Annotated in this window: 24 protein-coding genes; 1 reads left to right on the top strand and 23 read right to left on the bottom strand. The window is 34.7% G+C overall.

The annotated features are described in order from the left end of the window. Positions 1-177: 177 nt before the first annotated feature. The 15 genes from BK127_RS32835 to BK127_RS32910 all read right to left on the bottom strand — a co-directional run bounded on the left by BK127_RS32835 (position 178) and on the right by BK127_RS32910 (position 10,865). Positions 178-711 carry a hypothetical protein gene (locus tag BK127_RS32835; RefSeq protein WP_076236320.1) on the bottom strand — a complete coding sequence of 178 codons (534 nt, stop codon included), beginning with the start codon at positions 709-711 and terminating at the stop codon, positions 178-180. Positions 712-841: 130 nt separating this feature from the next. Further along, a complete protein-coding gene (locus tag BK127_RS32840; RefSeq protein ID WP_076236321.1) occupies positions 842-1,375 on the bottom strand; it encodes a hypothetical protein in 534 nt (177 codons plus the stop codon). Positions 1,376-1,557: 182 nt separating this feature from the next. After that, entirely contained in the window at positions 1,558-2,124 is a 567-nt protein-coding gene (locus BK127_RS32845) for a GNAT family N-acetyltransferase (RefSeq protein WP_305954342.1), read from the bottom strand. A 129-nt stretch (positions 2,125-2,253) separates the two neighbouring features. Further along, a complete protein-coding gene (locus BK127_RS32850) occupies positions 2,254-2,739 on the bottom strand; it encodes an NUDIX hydrolase (RefSeq protein WP_076236323.1) in 486 nt (161 codons plus the stop codon). A gap of 264 nt (positions 2,740-3,003) precedes the next feature. Further along, entirely contained in the window at positions 3,004-3,171 is a 168-nt protein-coding gene (locus BK127_RS45870) for a Rha family transcriptional regulator (RefSeq protein ID WP_083689785.1), read from the bottom strand. A gap of 87 nt (positions 3,172-3,258) precedes the next feature. Then, positions 3,259-3,486, bottom strand: coding sequence for a BRO-N domain-containing protein (locus BK127_RS32860; RefSeq protein ID WP_083689786.1), 228 nt, complete (start codon positions 3,484-3,486; stop codon positions 3,259-3,261). Between the two features lie 22 nt (positions 3,487-3,508). Continuing rightward, on the bottom strand, positions 3,509-4,126 hold the full coding sequence (locus BK127_RS32865) for a recombinase family protein (RefSeq protein ID WP_076236324.1): 618 nt from the start codon (positions 4,124-4,126) through the stop codon (positions 3,509-3,511). Between the two features lie 208 nt (positions 4,127-4,334). Next, the gene (locus BK127_RS32870; RefSeq protein ID WP_076236325.1) at positions 4,335-5,243 is read right to left on the bottom strand and encodes a restriction endonuclease; all 909 of its coding nucleotides are present in this window, start codon (positions 5,241-5,243) and stop codon (positions 4,335-4,337) included. A 59-nt stretch (positions 5,244-5,302) separates the two neighbouring features. Beyond that, positions 5,303-5,575, bottom strand: coding sequence for a DUF6979 family protein (locus tag BK127_RS43210; RefSeq protein ID WP_144026638.1), 273 nt, complete (start codon positions 5,573-5,575; stop codon positions 5,303-5,305). 150 nt (positions 5,576-5,725) lie between these two features. Beyond that, a complete protein-coding gene (locus BK127_RS32880; protein ID WP_076236326.1) occupies positions 5,726-6,667 on the bottom strand; it encodes an S-4TM family putative pore-forming effector in 942 nt (313 codons plus the stop codon). Next, the gene (locus tag BK127_RS32885; protein WP_076236327.1) at positions 6,668-7,657 is read right to left on the bottom strand and encodes an SMODS domain-containing nucleotidyltransferase; all 990 of its coding nucleotides are present in this window, start codon (positions 7,655-7,657) and stop codon (positions 6,668-6,670) included. Between the two features lie 331 nt (positions 7,658-7,988). Next, positions 7,989-8,252: a hypothetical protein gene (locus BK127_RS32890; RefSeq protein WP_076236328.1), complete on the bottom strand. Its 264-nt coding sequence runs from the start codon at positions 8,250-8,252 to the stop codon at positions 7,989-7,991. Between the two features lie 200 nt (positions 8,253-8,452). Then, the gene (locus BK127_RS32895; RefSeq protein ID WP_144026640.1) at positions 8,453-8,728 is read right to left on the bottom strand and encodes a DUF4083 family protein; all 276 of its coding nucleotides are present in this window, start codon (positions 8,726-8,728) and stop codon (positions 8,453-8,455) included. Positions 8,729-9,469: 741 nt separating this feature from the next. Beyond that, the gene (locus BK127_RS32905; protein WP_076236331.1) at positions 9,470-10,438 is read right to left on the bottom strand and encodes a hypothetical protein; all 969 of its coding nucleotides are present in this window, start codon (positions 10,436-10,438) and stop codon (positions 9,470-9,472) included. Between the two features lie 70 nt (positions 10,439-10,508). Beyond that, complete coding sequence (locus tag BK127_RS32910) at positions 10,509-10,865, bottom strand: hypothetical protein (RefSeq protein ID WP_256711551.1); 357 nt, start codon at positions 10,863-10,865, stop codon at positions 10,509-10,511. Positions 10,866-11,130: 265 nt separating this feature from the next. Between BK127_RS32910 and BK127_RS32915 the strand changes: the two genes are divergently transcribed. Beyond that, positions 11,131-11,562 (top strand): SpoIIAA family protein, encoded by a 432-nt coding sequence (locus BK127_RS32915; RefSeq protein ID WP_076236333.1) that lies wholly within the window; start codon positions 11,131-11,133, stop codon positions 11,560-11,562. Between the two features lie 109 nt (positions 11,563-11,671). Here the strand turns inward: BK127_RS32915 and BK127_RS32920 are convergent, their stop codons facing one another. The 8 genes from BK127_RS32920 to mqnC form a co-directional block, all read right to left on the bottom strand. Further along, positions 11,672-11,935 (bottom strand): hypothetical protein, encoded by a 264-nt coding sequence (locus tag BK127_RS32920; protein ID WP_076236334.1) that lies wholly within the window; start codon positions 11,933-11,935, stop codon positions 11,672-11,674. A gap of 508 nt (positions 11,936-12,443) precedes the next feature. Next, positions 12,444-13,076, bottom strand: coding sequence for a hypothetical protein (locus BK127_RS32925; RefSeq protein WP_076236335.1), 633 nt, complete (start codon positions 13,074-13,076; stop codon positions 12,444-12,446). A gap of 85 nt (positions 13,077-13,161) precedes the next feature. Beyond that, positions 13,162-14,055 carry a DUF3991 and TOPRIM domain-containing protein gene (locus tag BK127_RS32930; protein ID WP_076236336.1) on the bottom strand — a complete coding sequence of 298 codons (894 nt, stop codon included), beginning with the start codon at positions 14,053-14,055 and terminating at the stop codon, positions 13,162-13,164. A 95-nt stretch (positions 14,056-14,150) separates the two neighbouring features. Further along, entirely contained in the window at positions 14,151-16,019 is a 1,869-nt protein-coding gene (locus tag BK127_RS32935) for a hypothetical protein (protein WP_076236337.1), read from the bottom strand. Positions 16,020-16,090: 71 nt separating this feature from the next. After that, positions 16,091-16,411 carry a hypothetical protein gene (locus BK127_RS32940; protein WP_076236338.1) on the bottom strand — a complete coding sequence of 107 codons (321 nt, stop codon included), beginning with the start codon at positions 16,409-16,411 and terminating at the stop codon, positions 16,091-16,093. 320 nt (positions 16,412-16,731) lie between these two features. Further along, on the bottom strand, positions 16,732-17,685 hold the full coding sequence (locus BK127_RS32945; RefSeq protein WP_076236339.1) for a tyrosine-type recombinase/integrase: 954 nt from the start codon (positions 17,683-17,685) through the stop codon (positions 16,732-16,734). Positions 17,686-17,978: 293 nt separating this feature from the next. After that, positions 17,979-19,028, bottom strand: coding sequence for a tyrosine-type recombinase/integrase (locus tag BK127_RS32950; RefSeq protein WP_076236340.1), 1,050 nt, complete (start codon positions 19,026-19,028; stop codon positions 17,979-17,981). Positions 19,029-19,189: 161 nt separating this feature from the next. After that, positions 19,190-20,326 carry a cyclic dehypoxanthinyl futalosine synthase gene (mqnC, locus tag BK127_RS32955; RefSeq protein WP_076236341.1) on the bottom strand — a complete coding sequence of 379 codons (1,137 nt, stop codon included), beginning with the start codon at positions 20,324-20,326 and terminating at the stop codon, positions 19,190-19,192. Positions 20,327-20,365 lie beyond the last annotated feature (39 nt).

Raw genomic sequence — 20,365 nt, forward strand, 5'->3', positions numbered from 1 at the left:
GGTTATGGGTTACAAACCCGTCGACAAACCCATCATACCGAGGCGCTCCTTTTTTGACAAAGCCTATTTCTTAGCACTAACAGGAATGTTTAGCATAACGCGGTTGCCGAATTATTACGATAGCCGCGAATATGATGTTTATTCAACAATTATTCCTGGTTAGTTCAATGAACCCATCTATTCATCACTTTTCTTGATAAATTTCTCATCGTACAACCCCTTTTTGATGAGGTTCTCAATTTTCTCTTTTGGAACGCTTACTGACAAGTCGCCCTCCCATGCTTCCCAATCTACAAAGACAATAAAATCATCCGATATATCTAAGATTTCATTCCATTCATATTCGTTTAGTCTCATGGATACTTCAAACATAATCTTTTCTGTTTGCTTCCACCACTCGCCGTAATAATCATCTGGGTTCAACATGGAGATTAATAGTTTTTCTTTTTCTTTCAATTTTTCGTCAGTTAGGTCATTCTGATACTTAGCAGGCTGTTCTCCTGAATTAAAAGAAAACCCTGAACTTTCAAAGCATTCTTGGCGATACTTTACCAATCCTAATTGTATTAGGCTAACTAATGGGTCGTAATCATCTCTATAAAGGGCGATAAAGCATACCTTATCATTATGAGGTTTATCAATCTCTGATACAGCCTTCGGAATCAAATTGATTAATTCATTAATAATTTCTTTTTTTAGTTCTTCGACCATCGTACACCTCTTGTCTGTGGAATATCCAGAAGTACCTACCATTTTTCTGCCAGTTACTTCAGCGGGAATAAAAAAGGAGCCGCTACAAGCAACTCCTGCACTCTCGTACCCTTTAACGGAGTAAAAAAAATTATACCAAACTGTATTCCTTAAGAATTATAAGTTTTTCCTTTGGAATACTTCTTTCTAAGTCGCCATTCTCAACATCAATTGCTTCCCAGTCTGAATACAAAACAAAATCCGTTGTGATGGGCAAGATTTTACTCCAATCAAATGAGTTTAATTGATACGCAACTTCAAAGCGAACATTTTGACAAGCCTTCCAAGAATCTTCCCACTCATTGTCTCCAATTAACTCCACAAAATTTTCCTGTTTCTCTTGGAATGAAGGGAGCACTTTTTCAAGCCCTACTTGATACTTAACAGGCATCTCACCAGAATTCCACAGATACCACAGCTTTTGACGGTGCTCTTCTTTTATCAACTTGTCTCGATATGATTTGATTCCAAGAGTGATTAATCCAAGTACAGGTTCGTAATCGGTTCCAAGAAGAGAGATGTAACATACTTCATCAGATTCATCCAATCTAATTTCCTTGACTACATTCTGAATTTCACGCAACATATCTTGCTTCATCTCATTAAGTAGTTGCTCTTTTTCCATTTTCTCACCTCAACAATTAAAATTAGATTTACTACTATTCTCCATTACCACTCAACAATCCTCCCGTTACTTCAACGAACAAAGCAGACTGCCACGGCAGTCTGTTCAACTTAACTATCGTCTCCGTTAGGTCAACGAATTGGTGTCCCTCTAGTCGATAATTTCATACTTAAGGTGAAGTGTTAAAGCTTCTTTAACATATGAATGTCATAAGGTTCTTTTTCAAATAATTCCTTATCTACTTCTGAGGTAATTTTAGAGCCATAGCTTGAATAAAAGTTTACCGCAGACTCAGTTTCAGTTGAAGATATATATAAGTATTTCGCCCCTTTTTCAATCGCTACTTCACTTAGTACGTCCAAAATTCGTCGACCAATTCCTTGTCTTCGGTATTCCCGTGTAACATACATTAGATCTATCTGAAGTTGGTTATTCTCTTTACCCCTAAACTTATGAGCTAAGACTCCGAATCCAACTAATTTATTCCCGTCATACGCTCCAAAAGCCGTTCCGCCGTTTTTGAGTTCATATTCGTATCGTGGAATGATTTCTTGATACTCGTCTTCTTTCCAGTTCGGGCATTCATGTCCTGCTTTAATTTCCTCAAGATTTCCATCCTTGCATTTGTATATCAAATCAATAATTTCTGAGCGGTCAATATCACGTATTCTACAAGAATCTTCGAGTTTCATTTGAATTATCGAAACCATAATTACCCCCTGAATTTGTGTATCATGACCAACCTTCATGTTTTGACCTGCAACTAACAGTAAAATTATAACAGATCTTATGAAAAATTACTGTCCGATACTTCAATTCAGTAAGAGAGTAGTTGTCGCAACGGCTGCTCCCTTGGTACGTTCAATTATCTTTCTGCGTTAGCTTAATCTATCTTCTTTGTTCAATATGTGCTTTACACCTTTTGAAATATCAAGCACTCTTATCTCTGGTACAACAAATTGAGGAATAATACTGTAATTATCAAGTCGTTCTAAACTGACCCACTGATTCACAAATTCTTCTTCGTTACTGATAAATTCAGATTCTTGAAGATATATCGAACTATCTTGAGGCAAAGTGACGAGATAAAATAGTGCTATTTCATGGAGTTGCAGTGATGGATATGACGTAAAGTTCTCCACTAACCATACAAGTTTTTTGTCAATAACAGAAACAGCGAACTCTTCCCAAATTTCTCTTTCAATTGTCCCACCAGCGTCTTCAAAAAACTCAGCTCGCCCTCCAGGTAAAAACCATCTTTGGTTTTCGATCGACCTTTGTAATAGAATCTTATTGTTATTTATTATGATACAACCTACCCTAACCTGAAATTTACATGATTCTCTTTCAAAGGATATCATCATGACTTATCTATCCCTCCTGAAATATTTCTAATTAATCAAGTATATATTTTCCTTTTTATACCTATAGTACCATTTGGCGTGTAGCTGTAGTTGATAATATTATCGTATTTTTCAAAATACAGCGCGGCGATTTGCAGTGCCTATACCCTGCTACAATATACACTTTTGAAAAAAAGTAGAAACTATCCCCCCTTTCCCCTAATAGAATAAGAAAAAAAGCATCCACTATTATTGGGATGCTTTTTCATTTGAAGGTTCCGTTGATTAATTTGTATTGGTATAACTCAGTCTGTCACGACAAACCAGGTTACCAGTAAACCCCATTGCCAGCATCATAAACCCATCGCGTGCTATTTCGTACATTGGTCTGTTTTCGCCTTTTTTATCGAAATATTCAACCGCCTTAAAATTAAGGTCGTTGAAATTTTCAATGTTTTCTTGCTACTACCCCTTGCATGATTCCATCGCGCGTCATTTCATATATTGGCAGTTTCCAACCTATTGTATCGATATATTCATTCACCTCAAAATTGAGGTCAATGAATTTTTCAATGTTTCTTTCTCCCGACTTCCAAGAAGAAGGGAATAAAGACCAGATTCATTTACTATGTTTGTTTCTCCCTGTTGACCCCCTAAGTTATACTTAGTCAGTTCATCTTCATCTAGCTTCTTTAATGACATTGTTGGATTCTTAATATCTAATACATCACATACATCTTTTGCTACCCACCATGGCTGATTGTTTATCTATGCAAAATAACATCCATTATTAAACGGATGCTCGCTCCTGTTCATATTCATTTGTTCTTCTATAAAACGTATTAGGTTTCATATCGACCCTACGCATTGCCTCTACCGCTGTAATGCTTCCAGTTTTCCATTCCTCATAAACAACAATAAACTCATTGCTAATTTCACGTTTTGGTCTACCAAACTTAACTCCACTATTCTTAGCCGCTGCTATTCCTTCCATTTGCCTACTATTGATTTTTTCCTTTTCTCTTTCAGCCATATACGACAATAATTCTAATACTATTGTGGATATTACCTTCTCTAGACCGTTCTTGTATTGCCTGGTATCTAAAATTGGCATATCCAAAATAACAATATTCGCGCCAATTTCCTGAGTGATTTCCTTCCATTCCTTTTTGATTTCTTCTGCGTTTCTGCCTAACCGATCCAGCTCTTTAATAAAAAGTATATCGCCTCTTCTCAATACCAACTTTAAAGCTTGGTATTTTGGTCGATCAAAATCCTTACCGCTTTGCTTGTCTATGTAAAGATCGCGTTCTTGAATGTCTAAACCTTTCAATGCTTCTATTTGTCTTGCTTCATTTTGTTCTTTCGTTGAAACACGTATATAGCCAAAGCTCCGTATCTCTCCCATTTGGCTCTCACCCTTCGATTGGTTTCCAGTATATTAGCATGTTATTTCAAAACATACCAGTTTTATTTGAAATGTTTCAAATATTGAAACCCCACATTTTGAAAGGCTAAATACTATAAAGAATGGAAGTGGAATCGGCATGGCATAAAGTATACTTTTTGAAATGATAACTAGAGCATTTTGATAGCTCTATATTTTCATTATCATTCTATTTGTTTTTTTCAATTACTTCCCCATTGTCATCGAACATCCATTTGGAAATATTCTCTTCAAATATGAAAAACTTTTCATCCTTTTCCATACTTTTAAAAAGTAATAACGCAACTTTACCACCGTCGTTTACAATAAGTTGATGCTCCCACGAGTAAGAAGTAAATCTAAATTCAAAACCTTTAATCGCAACAAAATGACCAAGCATTATCACATATTTTTTTTGCTCAAACTCATGTCTCCCCTCTGTCACTTCGTTTGGTATACTTGGAGCTAAATTTATTATTGGTTTAATGACATCTTGAATATTAGAAATCTGATTATAATTGTGATCATAAAAAAACTCATGTTGGGTACTTGCGGAACGTTGCCCACCCCAATTATCCTTAAGCAAACCTTGAACTCTTTTTATTTCATCATCATCAATAGCTATCCAATTAATTATAAGGTTCTTCATCAGAATAAATTCTAAATTGATTTCCACACTTCTTATTATTCCATCCCAGTCTGATTCAACCGCTTCTTTTAGAATAGATAAATTTATATTTTCATCCTTAGCAAAATCTATGGCTCCTTTTGTATAGCCAACGGTTGTGACAACAAATGCTTCATCAGGTTTTATTTGAGATATTGCACCAAAAAAATCTCTTACGATTCCAATTCCGATAACTTTATCGTATTGTTTGCATTCAACAAGGATTCTCTTAAGTCTTCCATTTTTCTCTATAGTTACATCTATTTGATGTTGCGCAGACTTACCAATACCCTTTAATCTTAGATCATGAATAACTACATTACTCTCATCAATAATTTTGTAAACTATAGCAGCCAACCTTTCATATTTACTACCATTTTTCATTTTTTCATTTGCGATTAGCTTATTGTATATTTGATCAATGCTATTCACAAGTCACTTCCTTATCTTACTTAGTTTTCATTTAATCAGTCCATTCTCCCACAGAGCAATCACCACATCCATCTGTGAGTTATGCTTTTTAACTTCCCTTTCACAACCTCTTTCCACAACGCATGCTTATCTTCTGCCAATTCTGGCTTTAACCTTAAGCAACTCAATTGCCCTAATCGCATAACCTTTATGTTTTTCGATTTACGATCACTATGACTGCCGCTATTGATCCCTTTAACAAAACCAGCTTCACAACCGCCAATAAAGGCATTTTTGGGACAGCCTTTTTTCTGTGAATGCGTTCCTTCTCCAAATATCTGTACAGTAGCCATGTTCCAAGCTTCCATCGTATTGGAGCTTGTTTTGCTTCAAATAACTTCACAGCCTTTAAGGCAGCCTTTCCGTATATGTTCATTGATGATATCCCTCCCCATAAAACAAGGCTGTGAAAGTGTTTTGGTTTGGATTAAAGTTATGTTGAATCATTGTATTCCTTTAGCTATTTTATACTGTACAACTGACTCATCAGCAGAGTAATTTGAAATAGATTCCTGTTCTTTTCTATAACGAAAATAAAACCAGTCAAATATCAGTGGACAAGACTTTCGATGTTTGAAAATTTCATCTTGAAATGAACGTGACTTTTTTGTAATATCTGATGAATTTAAATCTTTGTTCAATATTTCGTTAAAGCTTCTTTCTATTTTCTGCTTTAAACTATTTATCGATTTCATTGCTTTATAATTATCGTAAAATTGCTTATAAGTAAATCTAGCTAATGGTAAAAAAGGCACTATGACCTTTAAAATAAAGTCTAATACTGTAATACCACCGATTAGGGCAATCGCTAAAAGGATAAAAAACAAAATAACTGTTAATATAGTCAAGTGCGTCAAAAAATTTCTCCTTAAAGAGATGTCCCACCATAAATTCGTTCGTTGACATATTAATCTGGCAGCAAACAAAGGGATTTCTTGTACTGCTTTTGGATACCAGTTTTTTAGAGATTCAAATTCGGGTTCTATTTTTTTATATTTATTCGAGATAGCAAGAATATCTTCCTTATCTGGAATCCCACTTGACTGGGTGTCGTTCCATTCCAACTCCATAACACTTGTATCAAAACTTTCTTGCATTGCTGCTGCTTTGCTTTTATATTCTTCCATTCTATGATCAAAAAAGAAACCAAAGCCTATGACTATTACCGAAGCAATTGAAATTAACTCTCTATAAAGTTCATTCGCACCAAAAAAAATAGGCAAACATGAAATAATAATGATAAAAGGAACACTTATTATTAAGTTTATTCCCATACTTATCTTTCCTTGCGAATACAAGTATCTCATAGAAGCAAGTTTCATGATGTTTACTGCTTCATTTTGTTTTTGGTATATATTGTTTTTTATAACTTCTTCTCCTCTCAATCAATAAAAGGATGGACCGAAAATTTCTTTCCACTTTCTTATTGACCTCTCATTTTCTCCATTGCTTTCAAAATTTCTTGCCTCAATCGCTTTTTGATAGTCTATATTTGCCCTGTTACTTATTTTCAATTTTTCTGCATAGGACAATTTATTCAAATCTCCTTGTATCCCCTTTGGATCATCTAAATCATAAAATATAACAATACTAATATGACCAAGTATTTTCTCAATCTCAATATCAACATATGGACTAGCTTTTGAACTATTATTTTCGTAGTAATTTAGAATCATATTTTCCAATAGATAAGATGGTATTGAAGGCATAGTTGGTCGTGTGTTCCAAAACTTAATTATTCTAATTACATTTAACACATTACCATCATGATATTGATTAATTATTGATGATCTTTTAGCATCAATTCTTGGATCAGTTTTTTTCCAATTTCCATCACCATCAGGAATTAGGTAATAATCTTTATCATAATGATCCTTTTGTGTAAAAAAACAAGGAACAATATCAAAATTCCAAATATAGGTTGCTAACTTTAATGTTACAGCCTCTTGATTACGCTTTACATTTGCTGAACCATATTGGGAGACTTGCCTAAGTCTGCTAATTATCTTATTTATTATTTTCCTTGAGTTTAAAACATTGGTTCCATCATTACAAAAAGCAGAAAGCTTATTGTCTGTTACAAATATCTTTACATGATCATAATAAATTTCATAGTAAGAACCATATGCTGCGCTAAAAGCAATCATAAGGTCAATGTCATCCAATTCTCTTATTTTTGTTTTTCTTGCAAAAGAACCAGAATAAATATTTTTCTCAGAATATAGCTCAGGAAATGTGATGTCCTTGATAGGAAAATCGTTGATTTGTTTCATCAACCAATCCCTACTTTTTCTTGCCATATTAGTCACTTCTGAATCTAAGTTAATTACATTTTTTTGAAAATCATCAAATGCTGTAATAACCGTTCTTGCCATCGATTCACCCCATATTAGCCGTACTTATGTATAGATACAAACACTCATTCCCCTTTTATAATACCACAAAATATTGCATTAATTTACAATTTAATTTAAATAATCATAATTAAAATCCCTGAAAATATTTTAATATTGTTTTTGATTCCCTGATATGTTGCTTTTAGTGAACTGTAAGTTAGCCATACGAGATAAGACTCTTGCCGCTACCTCATTTAATTCTATTTTTCGTGTTTTCATAGATTTCCAATATCATATACGATTGGAGATTATAGACTATCAGCGGCACATGGCAAATGAAAACCAGTCGTGGCTTTTACATTATAAAAGTTTAACTGATTCGGTTCTTCAAATCCTGATTAATAAATTTTTCCCAACCAAGTTCCTTAATTGCTTTCCCGTCTGGTTCTGTTACTCTTCCAAAATTAAAAAGAGTGCTCTCTTCTTTATTAAAATAACTTTCTGGATTATCCCATTCCGCTTCACATTCATTGCAGTAAACTAAAAATTTATTAGTAGCAATCTCCTTAACAATTACTACCCACCCCTGTTTGCAAATATGACAAGTAGCAATTGGATACTGTTTTAATTGCATTTGACAAACTCCTATCTGGCAGGATACTAACAATGATTTTATTAGGATTTAGTTGGGCAATTATCTCAATAGAGTTTAATACTTCTCCGTAACCATTTGGACCACCTTGTAATCCATTGTTAATATAAGAAATGATTCATATTTCAACATTTCCAGAAATCTAACAAAGAAAGAATACAGGCTATTTCATCTGTTTTATTTTATGACCTATCCTTACTAAGCATTTCAATTACTTTATCAAGCTTCTTGCCTATTTCAACATCATTTTTCTTCTTCCAATTAAAGTACCTTATTCCGCTGATCAACGCAAAAACTAGTAATACTACCATTAGCAACGAAATGACTTGCATTAAAACAGTTATGATTGAAAACGAATAACTCATATCATATTTCTCCTTCTCAGATACGATTGGTCTTACATAAAACTTCTCTTTTATTGAAATATCCATGCTTAACCCTATCAGATTCTTCTTCAAGCATTCCACGCTGTCTAGCCCTATTCAAGAAATATGTACTCATCTGGCACATTCAGCAATTGCTCTTTCTTCGCGGCTGGAATGAGTATGATTGCACCATGCTTCCTTGAGCAATTGAACATACTTTTTACTATGCGCTCCAACTATGTACTCCAACCAAGGCTTCTGCATCCAAGGACAACAATATAATTTCTTCCCATATGGGATACCAATTGCCATTGAAGCTCTCCAAACTTCTCCACTCTGAAACTCCATTCTCTGTGTACCTTAGGTTACGGAACAGTTTGCTAGCGTCATCAGACACTTAGGCTACTAAAGTCCAGATTCTTCATTGCTGAGATCTGAATATCTTTGGACTGCCCTATCAATTGAGAACAAATTGATCGAATTGAAGACAATTGCTATTATGCGTCGATGTATAAAGCTCGCTGGCAGATCGAAGTCTTTTTTCACTGGATCAAGTAGCGTTTAAACCTGGCAACGCTATTCGGCACCACCTTAAATGCCGTCTATGGCAAACTATTTACCGCTTTATTGGTCTATGTCCTACTCACATGGTTGTTTGACGCCGTTTCCACGGGAATGCCTCGGCATGCAAGGCTCTCATTTGTTCAGTTTTCACGCTTTTTCGTTCTTGGTAAGTTACCCGTTGAATGGATCGTTTATATTCAGCGCTTCATTCAAACGTATGTCTCTGTTGAGGTTAGAGTTACAAAATCTGGTTAGTTAGCAGGTCTGTTACTACTTAATTGTTTCTTCCGTTGTCCATAATACATCACCGCTTTGAGCTAATTCATAGATCTTACTGACTTGGGCTTTAGATTTGGTTACGACGTTACCATCACGATTGAAATAATAAGTAATCCGTCTTATCCCACCATATTTACATGAATCCTCTGTTTGGATACTGATAGCAGGGTCGTCAACTGTTTTAGGTTGCTTAATAAGAGTGTGGGCTACTTCGTCAATCCCTGTCCATTTTCTAAAAGCGCATTGTTTCTCACGATTTTCATAGAGTTCATAGTCCCAGATATTTTCGTATAGCTTAATTCTTAATAAATCCTCTGAAAACTCTATGTTCTCATAGCAGTTTTTGAATCCAGTAAGTATTTCTTTAGGTATAAATTTAAAATATTCTTTTCCGAACCACATAGTCCAAGATGAACCAAACCAAGCCCCGTCCGTATAATGATGATGTCCTGGATTTGCCTCAACATCAACAATTTCTTTATCTGGAAACATAGGCTTTGGAATCAGCTTATAATTCGATAAACTTTTATTCTTTAAAGTAAAATATTGAACATCCATATTATTCTGCCAAAAATTATCTTCCGCAGAGCTCATAAACGATACGATACCACAATGCTCTTTCATAACGTTACTTACATATTGTATTACATCATCGACGATTCCTTGGTCAAATTTAGTTTGTATTCTTCCAGTAATCATACTACTGCTAACGCTTTTTTTAAAAATAAATAACTGCCGTTTTTCTTCAACAGAAAGAACAAATCTGTTTCTCTTCTCAAACTCCTTTTTAATTGCCCTAAAAAATTTAGTTCTTTCATAAGGAATCAAATTGGCATTAGTTAGGTTGGACCCTCTCATACTAAGGGGGATGAATAATTCAAAATTTTTAAAAAGTGATTCTACCATCGATTCATTAACTACTTGATTACTTAAAATGATCTCAAAATTTAATTCAGCCATTTTATTTAGTACTCCTCCAAGTTACAAGCCACTTCAATACGTTCAAAAAAGTCCTCCTAATAAAACTTATTCATTTAATGCCATCTTCAAGCCTATTCCTTAACTTATCTATTCCTTTCGATAGTTCTTGACGATTTTTCGCATTCTTTAACCATTCAGGTAATCTACTTGCCAAACTCTGATTTTTATATGGGATGCGTTCACGTAATGATGAATTGATGTAGGTATCTAAAAAATTTAAATGCTCTATGTTATAAGCCCAAAGAACATTCCCGCAACAGTTAGTTCTTAACCAAAGATTTAGCCCCATGAAAGTACCGTTACTCCCTGATCCTATTGTTGGATTAGACAAGATACCACAACGACTACATATCAGCTTATATTCATAATCTACATCTTGTATTTTTACGGCATTTGCACATTTCATGCACGAGGGACATTCTATTAGAACCTCCGTCTTGAATAGAAAGTCATGTACCCTCTCGCCTGTATCTATGAATCTTGAATGGGTCATAAGCTCGTCCTTTTATTTTAGATGTTTTATTGATTTCTGATCAAAAGAAAACCGTTCATGGACAGAGTGGTTTATTGTACAATCATATCCATTTTGTTCAGGAACTCGATTTTCTTTTATTTAGGCTTTTTACGTAAATAATGTTGCTTTTATAAAAGCAGAGTTTTAGAAGCTATGTATTGATTTTATAGGATTTTTACTCATAATAGAAACTAAGGGAGATGATTTTACGTTGATTGAAAAGAATGTCAACACGACAGTTTCAGGAGATTTAATTGTTACCCATCTGATTGGCAAGATAAATGCAGAGGACGTTAATGAATGGTTTAATGATTTTGAACAAGTATGTCAGCAATTCATTTCCGAAGGTCGGAAATACAGATTGTTGGTAGATAGAAAAGGATACACCCCAGACCATTTTTCTGTTCAGAAAAAATGGAAAGATAAATTCTTCAATGAAACCATTCTAAACCATAGCAAGGCAATAGCATTTCTCCTTGAAGAAGGCGAAATATTGAACTACTTAAAGCAATCCAACACAAAAGAGTCTGTAAAATTTTTCGATAATTATGAACAGGCAACCAAATGGTTGAATGAATATTCAATATAAGAGTTTTTATTGAACCAGTTGATCACAACCAACTGGTTTTTCATGCCCATTTGAACCTATAATATCATTGACTCAATCATAGCCACAATTTTTAGAAAAGAGCCTTTATTTAAGAATGTGGGACTGGTTTTAGGTTTTTATCATTCATTCTCGCCCACCATCGTGAATCATGTCCGTAGTAGATATCGTAAGCCCAAAACTCCTCTGTTTCGTGAAAAATAATATCATCTTCACTAATATGTCCAAGATGTTTCCATCTTTCATTAACCCTTCCATATGCTTCTTCCTTTGTAATACCAAATTCACTTATCATTTTTATTATAATACTATCAATAAATTCCGCGGCTTTCATATCCATCTTGAACTCAATCATAAAAATACAACCCCCTTATATCCTTACATAATTAACCATCAGAGTATCCCATTCATCCCAACATAGCATATGTTTCCAATATATCCAAGTGGCTCTGAACACTTAATCTGTTCGTCTGGTAACGTATTGAGCTTAGATAAAAGTTCAATTTTATGTATGCAGCTGCTCATCAATACCTTATCGATGAAAATGAAAATTTTTTAATAATAAGCACATTTTTTCCACAGAACCCTTCAGAAATTTTCACAAGGTAATTAGTCAAACACTTTATAGAAAAAGTGAGATTTGTTAACTCTTTATCGGTAAGCTATAACATGCTCAGCGCGGAAGGACACTTTTATAGACTTATATGAGTATTTTTAACTGGTTACAGTATTTAATCGGTAGCTTCTACTTCTTCATATTCGATATATGTTTTTATTATCATTTACACCTAATACTCTTAAAATTTATTGTCAAGCCTGCCTAAAGGCAGGCTGCGGAACTTGGATGGAATGAAACAAGTTGATCAATGACGATTAAGTATCGTTATCTGAGTTACTTCACCCATGAACTCTTTCAAATCATTTACAGAATCCCATTCTACAAGCAAATCAGCAAAGTATAGAATGTTATCTTTGATGAAAGCTGCAACAGAATGTGTTTTACTGTTTATTATTAAGAAAGCTTCTGCATCTGTTATAGCTGTTTTAAGTAATGTTGCAACGAAAGGCGTAATAGGGAAACTAGCACGTTTCCATTGATACCATTCGAAACTTCCTTTACGGGGCTGATATTTCTTTTCAAATTTTGACTCTAATTTTGAGTACGCTTTTGAAGTGGTGAAAGGATCAGAGTACCAATCCTCATCAGTTTTTGCTTCTACACCATACATTGATTTATGGAGAGATTGCTTTGCAAACAGAAATTCAGCATCAGCTTCAATTTTATTTTGAATTTCTAGATACCAACGCATAGTTGCTTTAACACTTGTCTCCACCTTGACATTATTAAACTCCAAGCCCTTTTTAAGACTTTCCTTTACCACAAGTTTATTAAGATATGGTTTAAATATTTTCCAGTTTTTTTCTAAAGAGAATATTTCTTCTCCACTTGAAATTACATCTTTTTTTACATCAATAAAATTTTTCATTGTCAACATGCCTTTTCCTCCAATGTTTTTCGATTGTAACTTTACTATCTATAATCTGCCTGCCTAAAGGCAGGCTGCGGAACAGGAAAAAAAATTATGTGATGCGCTTTTGCATCAACAGTTCATTCCAATCCTTAAGAACTTTTGGCAAAAATTCATTTACATGATAAATTGGTTCTAACTCCGATTTCACCTTTACAATAAACTCTTTAGCAGGTGCATCATTATCCAAAGCCAATACTACACTTGCTACTTGCTTATTTTCCTTCAAGAATGTCATGATCATATCTAGATGAAGCCCACCCATTGCTAATAAATAATTCTTCTCTACCCTGTTTGGGTACATATCCATGAGTGACATTGCATCAATAGGAGCTTCTACGATAATGACCCTTTCACAATATTCCCCAGGTGCAACAACCCAACCATAATTCATATCAGAATGAGCAGCTCTACCTTTGAAGGCTTTCTCATTATACGTCCCTCTAAAAATAGCTCCTTTTGGATTCCTCATAATGTCATAACAAGGAAACACACAATTATTATTATCATCTTGATAGAGCAAACCTCTATCTAGCATATTTCTTATTGTCTTCATTTTGATTCCTCTAATCTTACATAAATACGCGAACAAGGAGTTACACCCAGACTTATTTGGCAATATAAACTCACCCTTTTTTTCCTGTTTCGCCAGTGAGAGCCGGAGGCGAGCACCTTCCATGTCATTCACTACGCTATCTACATCAAGTAACGCTTCTATAGCATCCTTAAAATGCATACCTAGTATACCTACACAAAAATCAATAGCTTGACCCGACTCATTAGTGCTATACCTATAAAACATGTTGTCTTTGATAAATAGTCCGTTATAGCCAACAACTCTATAATCACCATTTTTTTCTGGTTTGAGTTCATAATTATTCTTCTCACAGAACTCTATTAGATTTGTCTTACGTGCTTTCTGTTTATCTTCAATACTAATTGGCATGTATACCACCTTTCATAATTTTAATGAAAAAGTAGGTGACGAGATTATTCTCTGTAATATAGAAACAGTTCGTCACCTAACATTATTGGTAATATTTAATCTTCTGATATTAAATAAATGGATTTATAACCTTTTCCATCAATTCTTATCCCCAAACCATTCATGGAGAAGCATTCTTTGATAAGTTCTTGCCTATCAGTTTTTCTCCAGTTTGAATTAAGCCATTCTTTAAAGGGTCTTCCACCTATATCATAAGCAGTATGATAAGTATTATTGAAAATATGATTTTCGTATTTTGCAGCAAATTTACTTGATTTTTCAGCCCACTCAATACATTTATGCTCAAATTTTTCTAACGGCAAGTCTTGTAGCTTAAAATTACTGATATTGCTTAATGGCAAGCTAAATTCTGATTTAAGTATTTCTAGCCATTCCTTACGAATTGTATAGAGATAAATATTCACAATAGACTTAGCATTAATGTTACGAATGCTACTCCTATGGATGATTTGCACAAGATCATTAAGAACAAGTGCTTCGAAAACTAATTGCACTCTATTATCAACAAACCATGTTTTTGACTTTCCTTTGTTCATAGTTAGGTCAATACTCGTACCATATAATGAAATAGCCATTTTCTTATATACGGAAGGCTGTTTTATAGGGATATTCAATAATGCTAAAGCATCATAGCTATTTAATCCGTTTTTTCCAGTAGTATTGAGTATATTTAATGCTTTTTCCTCGTCATTATTGCCATCATAAAAACGGATTTGGTCAGCTTTAATAATATTATGCTTAATACAAGTATTAATATCTGCTTTCTGCATTAATGGAAATGGATCAATTTCTGATGATCGGATTGCTTCCATATCGTCGGCTATCAGTTGAAATATTGCTTTATTATTCTCTTTGTTTTTCTTTGCATAACTTGATGTATTGATTTCACGTAAATGTAAATGGAGTCTACTCTGATAATCATGGTAGTTGTTTGTATGAATAAATTTGTACTCGCCATTATACAATGACTTGGTTATATTACTTGTCCCATCCAAAATCAAAATGTTCCCTAAAGCTTTATAATCAATTCTTCTTGCACATAAAATATTTGAGCCTCTATCATTCCTATCAATTGCCGCTACATCATCTTGATGTAGGAGTTTTTTGAACCATGAAAATTTTGAAAGGTGTTCACTACCCACATTTCTCGTTGTTAATTTATTTAATATTGCATCTAGTTTTTCTAAGCTAGTACTATCCTCGACATGTCGACTTAATTGCTTTGTAACGGGCAAATCTCCATTTATTTCTTGATTGATTATTTTGGTTATAAGTTTCCTAGTAAATCTTATATCTTCATTACTCAGACGGCTTTCGCTTGCCATTGAATCAAACCAATCAACATGATTATCTTGGCTCCCCAGATCAAAAGTACAATGATCCATAAATATAGGCATTTCATCTACTATAATGTTCCGCTTAATGGATATCCCCTTTGTTGGCAACTTGTACCACATATAATCTTGGGAATTACCAATTCCATTTGCAAGATCACGAAAGCGCTGTTGGGTAATACATAGGACTTGATATATATCCAAGTGAGATAAAAATTCATCAACATTGTCAGTATCAATAGCTTGGATAGCATTTGTTTTGTTAGCATTTTTTGCAAAGTCTCTTACTGATTTAAAGAATTTTTGCATATTGTCATTGTCAAGAAAGACCAGTAACAATGGTACTTTATAATTTTGAGTGATTTTAAATTTAACTGTAGCTTCAAGTGCGGCGGTCTTACCATGACCAGGGGAAGCAGAGCATACGTAATAATTACCTTCTCCGTTTGAATCATTGCTTTGATCAATAAAATTGGTAATTACATCAGCTAGTTCGTCAAATGCTTCCATGTGAAGATTCCGTTGTTGCTCCGTATTAAGTAATGCTTGTAAATTATTTTTCAATATCATACTAAATCTCCTCTAATATAACCGTCATTTATTTTTGCATTATTTATGTTTTAAATCCATTTATATTGCGCTTATACCATTTCATTTATATGTTCTACATACATCGATTCAATTTTGTTTTCAATGTAATCTCTTAAATGTTCTTTACGCAATTCCGTTCTATATTTCTTAAACCTTTCTAATGCTTTCCAGTATCCTCCAAAGTATGGGTAAAATGTTTCGTTTGAGTTCGAATCTATTACATCGTTTATTAATATAGCTTCTTCGATAAAATGATTTCTTAATTCTTCATATATGCGCATTTTATCTATAATGAGCGATCCATCAATTGTAGGATCAAGCATTTCATTAAAATTCGTTTTTGGATGAATAACTAGTTTTTCTGTAAGCATTTTACAATCTCCTCTTTTGTGTTTATTTAAAAAGCTCAGAGTTTAGGCTACTTTTAAATGATCCGTTCAAGCAACTCGTATCCGTATTTAATTAATGTTTAATGAAGCTTTTAATTTTCCTCAAAAGTTGCTTTTCGCGCCCCTTTGCCTCCTGTGTTTTGTCAAAAGTACGAACTTCTTGATTTTTGTATTAGCCATTTGTTTTACTTCCTATCTGCTTTAATTTATTTTTTTAATTCTATAACCAAATTTTACATTAATATTTCTACCGAACATCCCACCTTTAAATATATCATTTATGTTGTGCTTATTATAAGACCTTACTTTAAAAGGTCATGACTATCATATAAACGGTTTATGTTCTGAACACTGACTATCTCCTTCAAAGAAGGTAAGGAGTTTATTTTGTACCTCTCAGCTATTTCAAGATATTGATCTCTTTCCAATTTTCCGTATATATTAAGTAGATCGTATCCCATTTTTATCATACCCGAACGTGAAATGTTTTTCACGTTTAAATTAGCTATAGCATATAACTTTGAAATAGTAGTAAGTCTTCTAAAGATTACATGCTTATCAACTGCACCATTAGTTTTATCTCTTGTAGTGTTAGAGCTTCGCACAACAAAGTTGCTATCTACTAAATCCGTGAAATATCTAACATTGCTCTCCCCTTCCATTCTTCCATTCTTTTTTAAATAGGTGGTCTCGCTCAATGCGTCTTCTATGGTTTCCATTAAATTGTGACTTACTACAAGTGTTCTTTTTTCACCATTTTCGTCTATTAGTCGCACCTTATTCTCATCAAAATTAACATCATCTAGTTTAAGATTCCTTAGTTCGCATACTTCCTTGCCTTGAATACCCTCAAAAATTGCTTCTATAATCACTGCATCTTGTGCATTTTCACAAAACAAGGAAAGACTTCTAATTTGTTTGTAAGAAAAGTAAGGTAAGAAGTCAGTAGTAATAAATTGGTCAAACCATGTTGACGGTACACCCTCTAAAGGATTTAGAGGATTTTTTGTGTAACCTTCATGAATTGCCCATGTGATGTATGATTTAATAATACTTCCATAATTTCTAGCTGTAGCAACATAATTTAATTTTAACGATCTAACAAAATCGGAAATATGATTTATATCAAACTCGTACAAATCTAGACATTGCTCACGTTCCAATTGCTCACTCTTTAAGAATAACTTCTCATACGTTGTTTTAGAATCAGTCGGATAGTTCATTAAGAAGTACTCTTTAATATTGTTATTATACAAATGATTTACCTCTTCCTCCTCTTAGTCATTTATATTGCGCTTTATTTTAAGAAAAGTGAAGTTCAAGCCAATGAAGTAATAATATCATTTATGTTGTGCTTATGTCAAGGTATTTCTCGTTTTTATTTTTGTTCAACTGTATTCGGCAAAAATATTTAATCTTTGCCGAACACACTCATATCTTTCGTAATATTCGCCGCCAAAACGCTTTTCTCTAGCTCAATACATCGTACCTGTGATTGTAAAACCCCTTCTCTTCGAGTGCATGTCATGGCGATTTGAATATGACTTCATCAGACCCTAAATTTACTTGCTGGCGAGAAGCGTTTATGCGCTGCCGCTATATCAATAGCATTCATTTGAATGTAAGTCCTAACAATATCCATTCTTGAATGCCCTAAAAGTTTTTGCAAAGTGAAAGCATCGCCTCCATTTTGTATATAAAATTTGGCGAATGTATGTCTAAGCACATGGCACGAAGCTTTGATTCCAGTAAGACCTGCGTTTTTTCTTATTGTTCCAAATTGTCGTACAATTCCCTTAGTTGTCATTGTTTGTCCGTATGCAGTCATTAATAGATGGTCTGAACCAAAATTCAATTTATTTTCTGCTAAAAGTTTCTGAATGAGATTTAAAACTTTGCGTGACACAGGAACTATTCTAGCTTTACCATTTTTCGAGATATCCTCTTCGACCTTGACCACACCTATGTCAAAATCAAAACTTTTTGAAGTGAGCGATACCATTTCGCCTGCTCTCAAGCCACAATCGATACCAATAAGAATTAGTACATAGTCTCGATAGCCAGTATACGTACTTTTTTTGCAAGCTTTGAGCATTGCTTTTACTTGATCCTCCGTTAGCCCTTCAACGGTATCTATAGGTTCTTTAAGCAATTTGATTGGTGCTGCTTCATTTCTCTCCCAAAGCCTATTTTCAATTATGACATTGTAAAAATGCTTTATATTCTTTATTCGTCCATTGATGGTCTTCGGTGCAAGACCTTTACGCTTGCCGCCACGAACATGCGTTTGATACACAACATACTGTTCCTGCATCTCAATCAACCATTCACGAATAGTACTTGTGGTTATATCGTCCATAAGTTCCGAATAACCTTTTGATTTGAGAAAGTTTGTGAAATACTTCTTATCTTTAAGCAAGTCCTTTTTCCTGACTTCGGAAATCCCCTCTGATCGCTTTAGGTCAATAAATTTTGAAAACAAATCATGGATGGTAATTTGGCTATAATTCTTAATAGCAGAACCATTGCTTTCATCGGACAATATTGCCCTTTTCCTTCCTCTAATATCTCTTCCAGATGCCAAAAAACGCTTATCCATACTAATCCTCCTTCGGATTTAATATTAGATAAGCGTTGTAGTTAATACATGCATTTAACGTGATGAATACACTATTTGGTGTCGTTCATACACGCTAAATTACCTATGAAGTTTTCACCCTATTGTCACCAAATCATCCCTAAATTATCCTTATCAAGCGTCTAGTTCTGCATCACAAAATCAAAATCGATCTTTTCGTTGACATCATCGAACATACGCAGAATCTCATATTTCGTATTACGCTGCGCAGGGATTTTGCCTGCCTGACGAATAAGGTCAAGTGTCGAACCGATGTTCACCTTGTGTGTGGTGCCTGCCGCGGATACGACATTTTCTTCAATCATCGTGCTTCCGAAGTCGTTACATCCATAATGGAGCGATTGCTTGCCGACCTCCGGCCCCATCGTCACCCATGACGATTGAAAATTCGGGATATTATCGAGCATGATCCGGCTGATCGCGAGATTTTTCAGATAAGCCTCGGGACCCAGCTTCTCACCCTTCATGTTGGTGTTATCTGGCTGGAATGTCCAGGAAATAAAGGCCAGGAAGCCTGGTGTATTCCAACCATTGGAGATACAGAGATCTTGTCCGTCACGAACGCGCAGCAAGTGTGTAGCACGCTCCTCAGACGTTTCACCGAAGCCAATAACCATAGTAGCCGTAGAATGCATCCCGATGCGATGTGCAGTTTCCATTACGTCCATCCAATCACGCCAGGAGCCCTTAAGCCGACTGATTTTTCTACGGGTACGATCATCAAGGATTTCAGCTCCGCCGCCTGGCAAGGAGTCCAGACCAGCCGCATGCAGCTCACGAATGACCTCTTCAAGCGTCAGACCGTCCGAGACATCCTTCATTTTCATAATTTCGGCTGGTGAGAAGGAATGCATCGTAATATCGAAACGTTTCTTGATCTCACGAAGCAGATTTGTATAGTAAGTGAAAGGCAGATTCGGATTTGTTCCGCCCTGCATCAATATTTCTGTACCCCTGACATCCAGCGTTTCCTGGATCTTTTGAAAAATCGTTTCATCCGGCAGCACGTAGCCTTCCTTGGAGCCAGGCGCACGGTAGAAAGCACAGAAACGGCAGTATACATCACAGATGTTCGTGTAATTAATGTTTCGACCAATAACAAAAGTAGTGATTGGATCTGGATGGTGCTTTAACATGATCTGATTGGCGGCATGGCCCATCTTTTCGATCTGATCGGATTCATATAAGCTTACACAGTCTTCCAGACTGATTCTGTTTCCCGCGACAGCACGATCAAGGATGTGGTCTATGGAACTCATTCTCTGCTCACTCCTTTTTGAGGTTTTTCTTATAACTAT

It is taken from the genome of Paenibacillus sp. FSL H7-0331, from assembly GCF_001956045.1.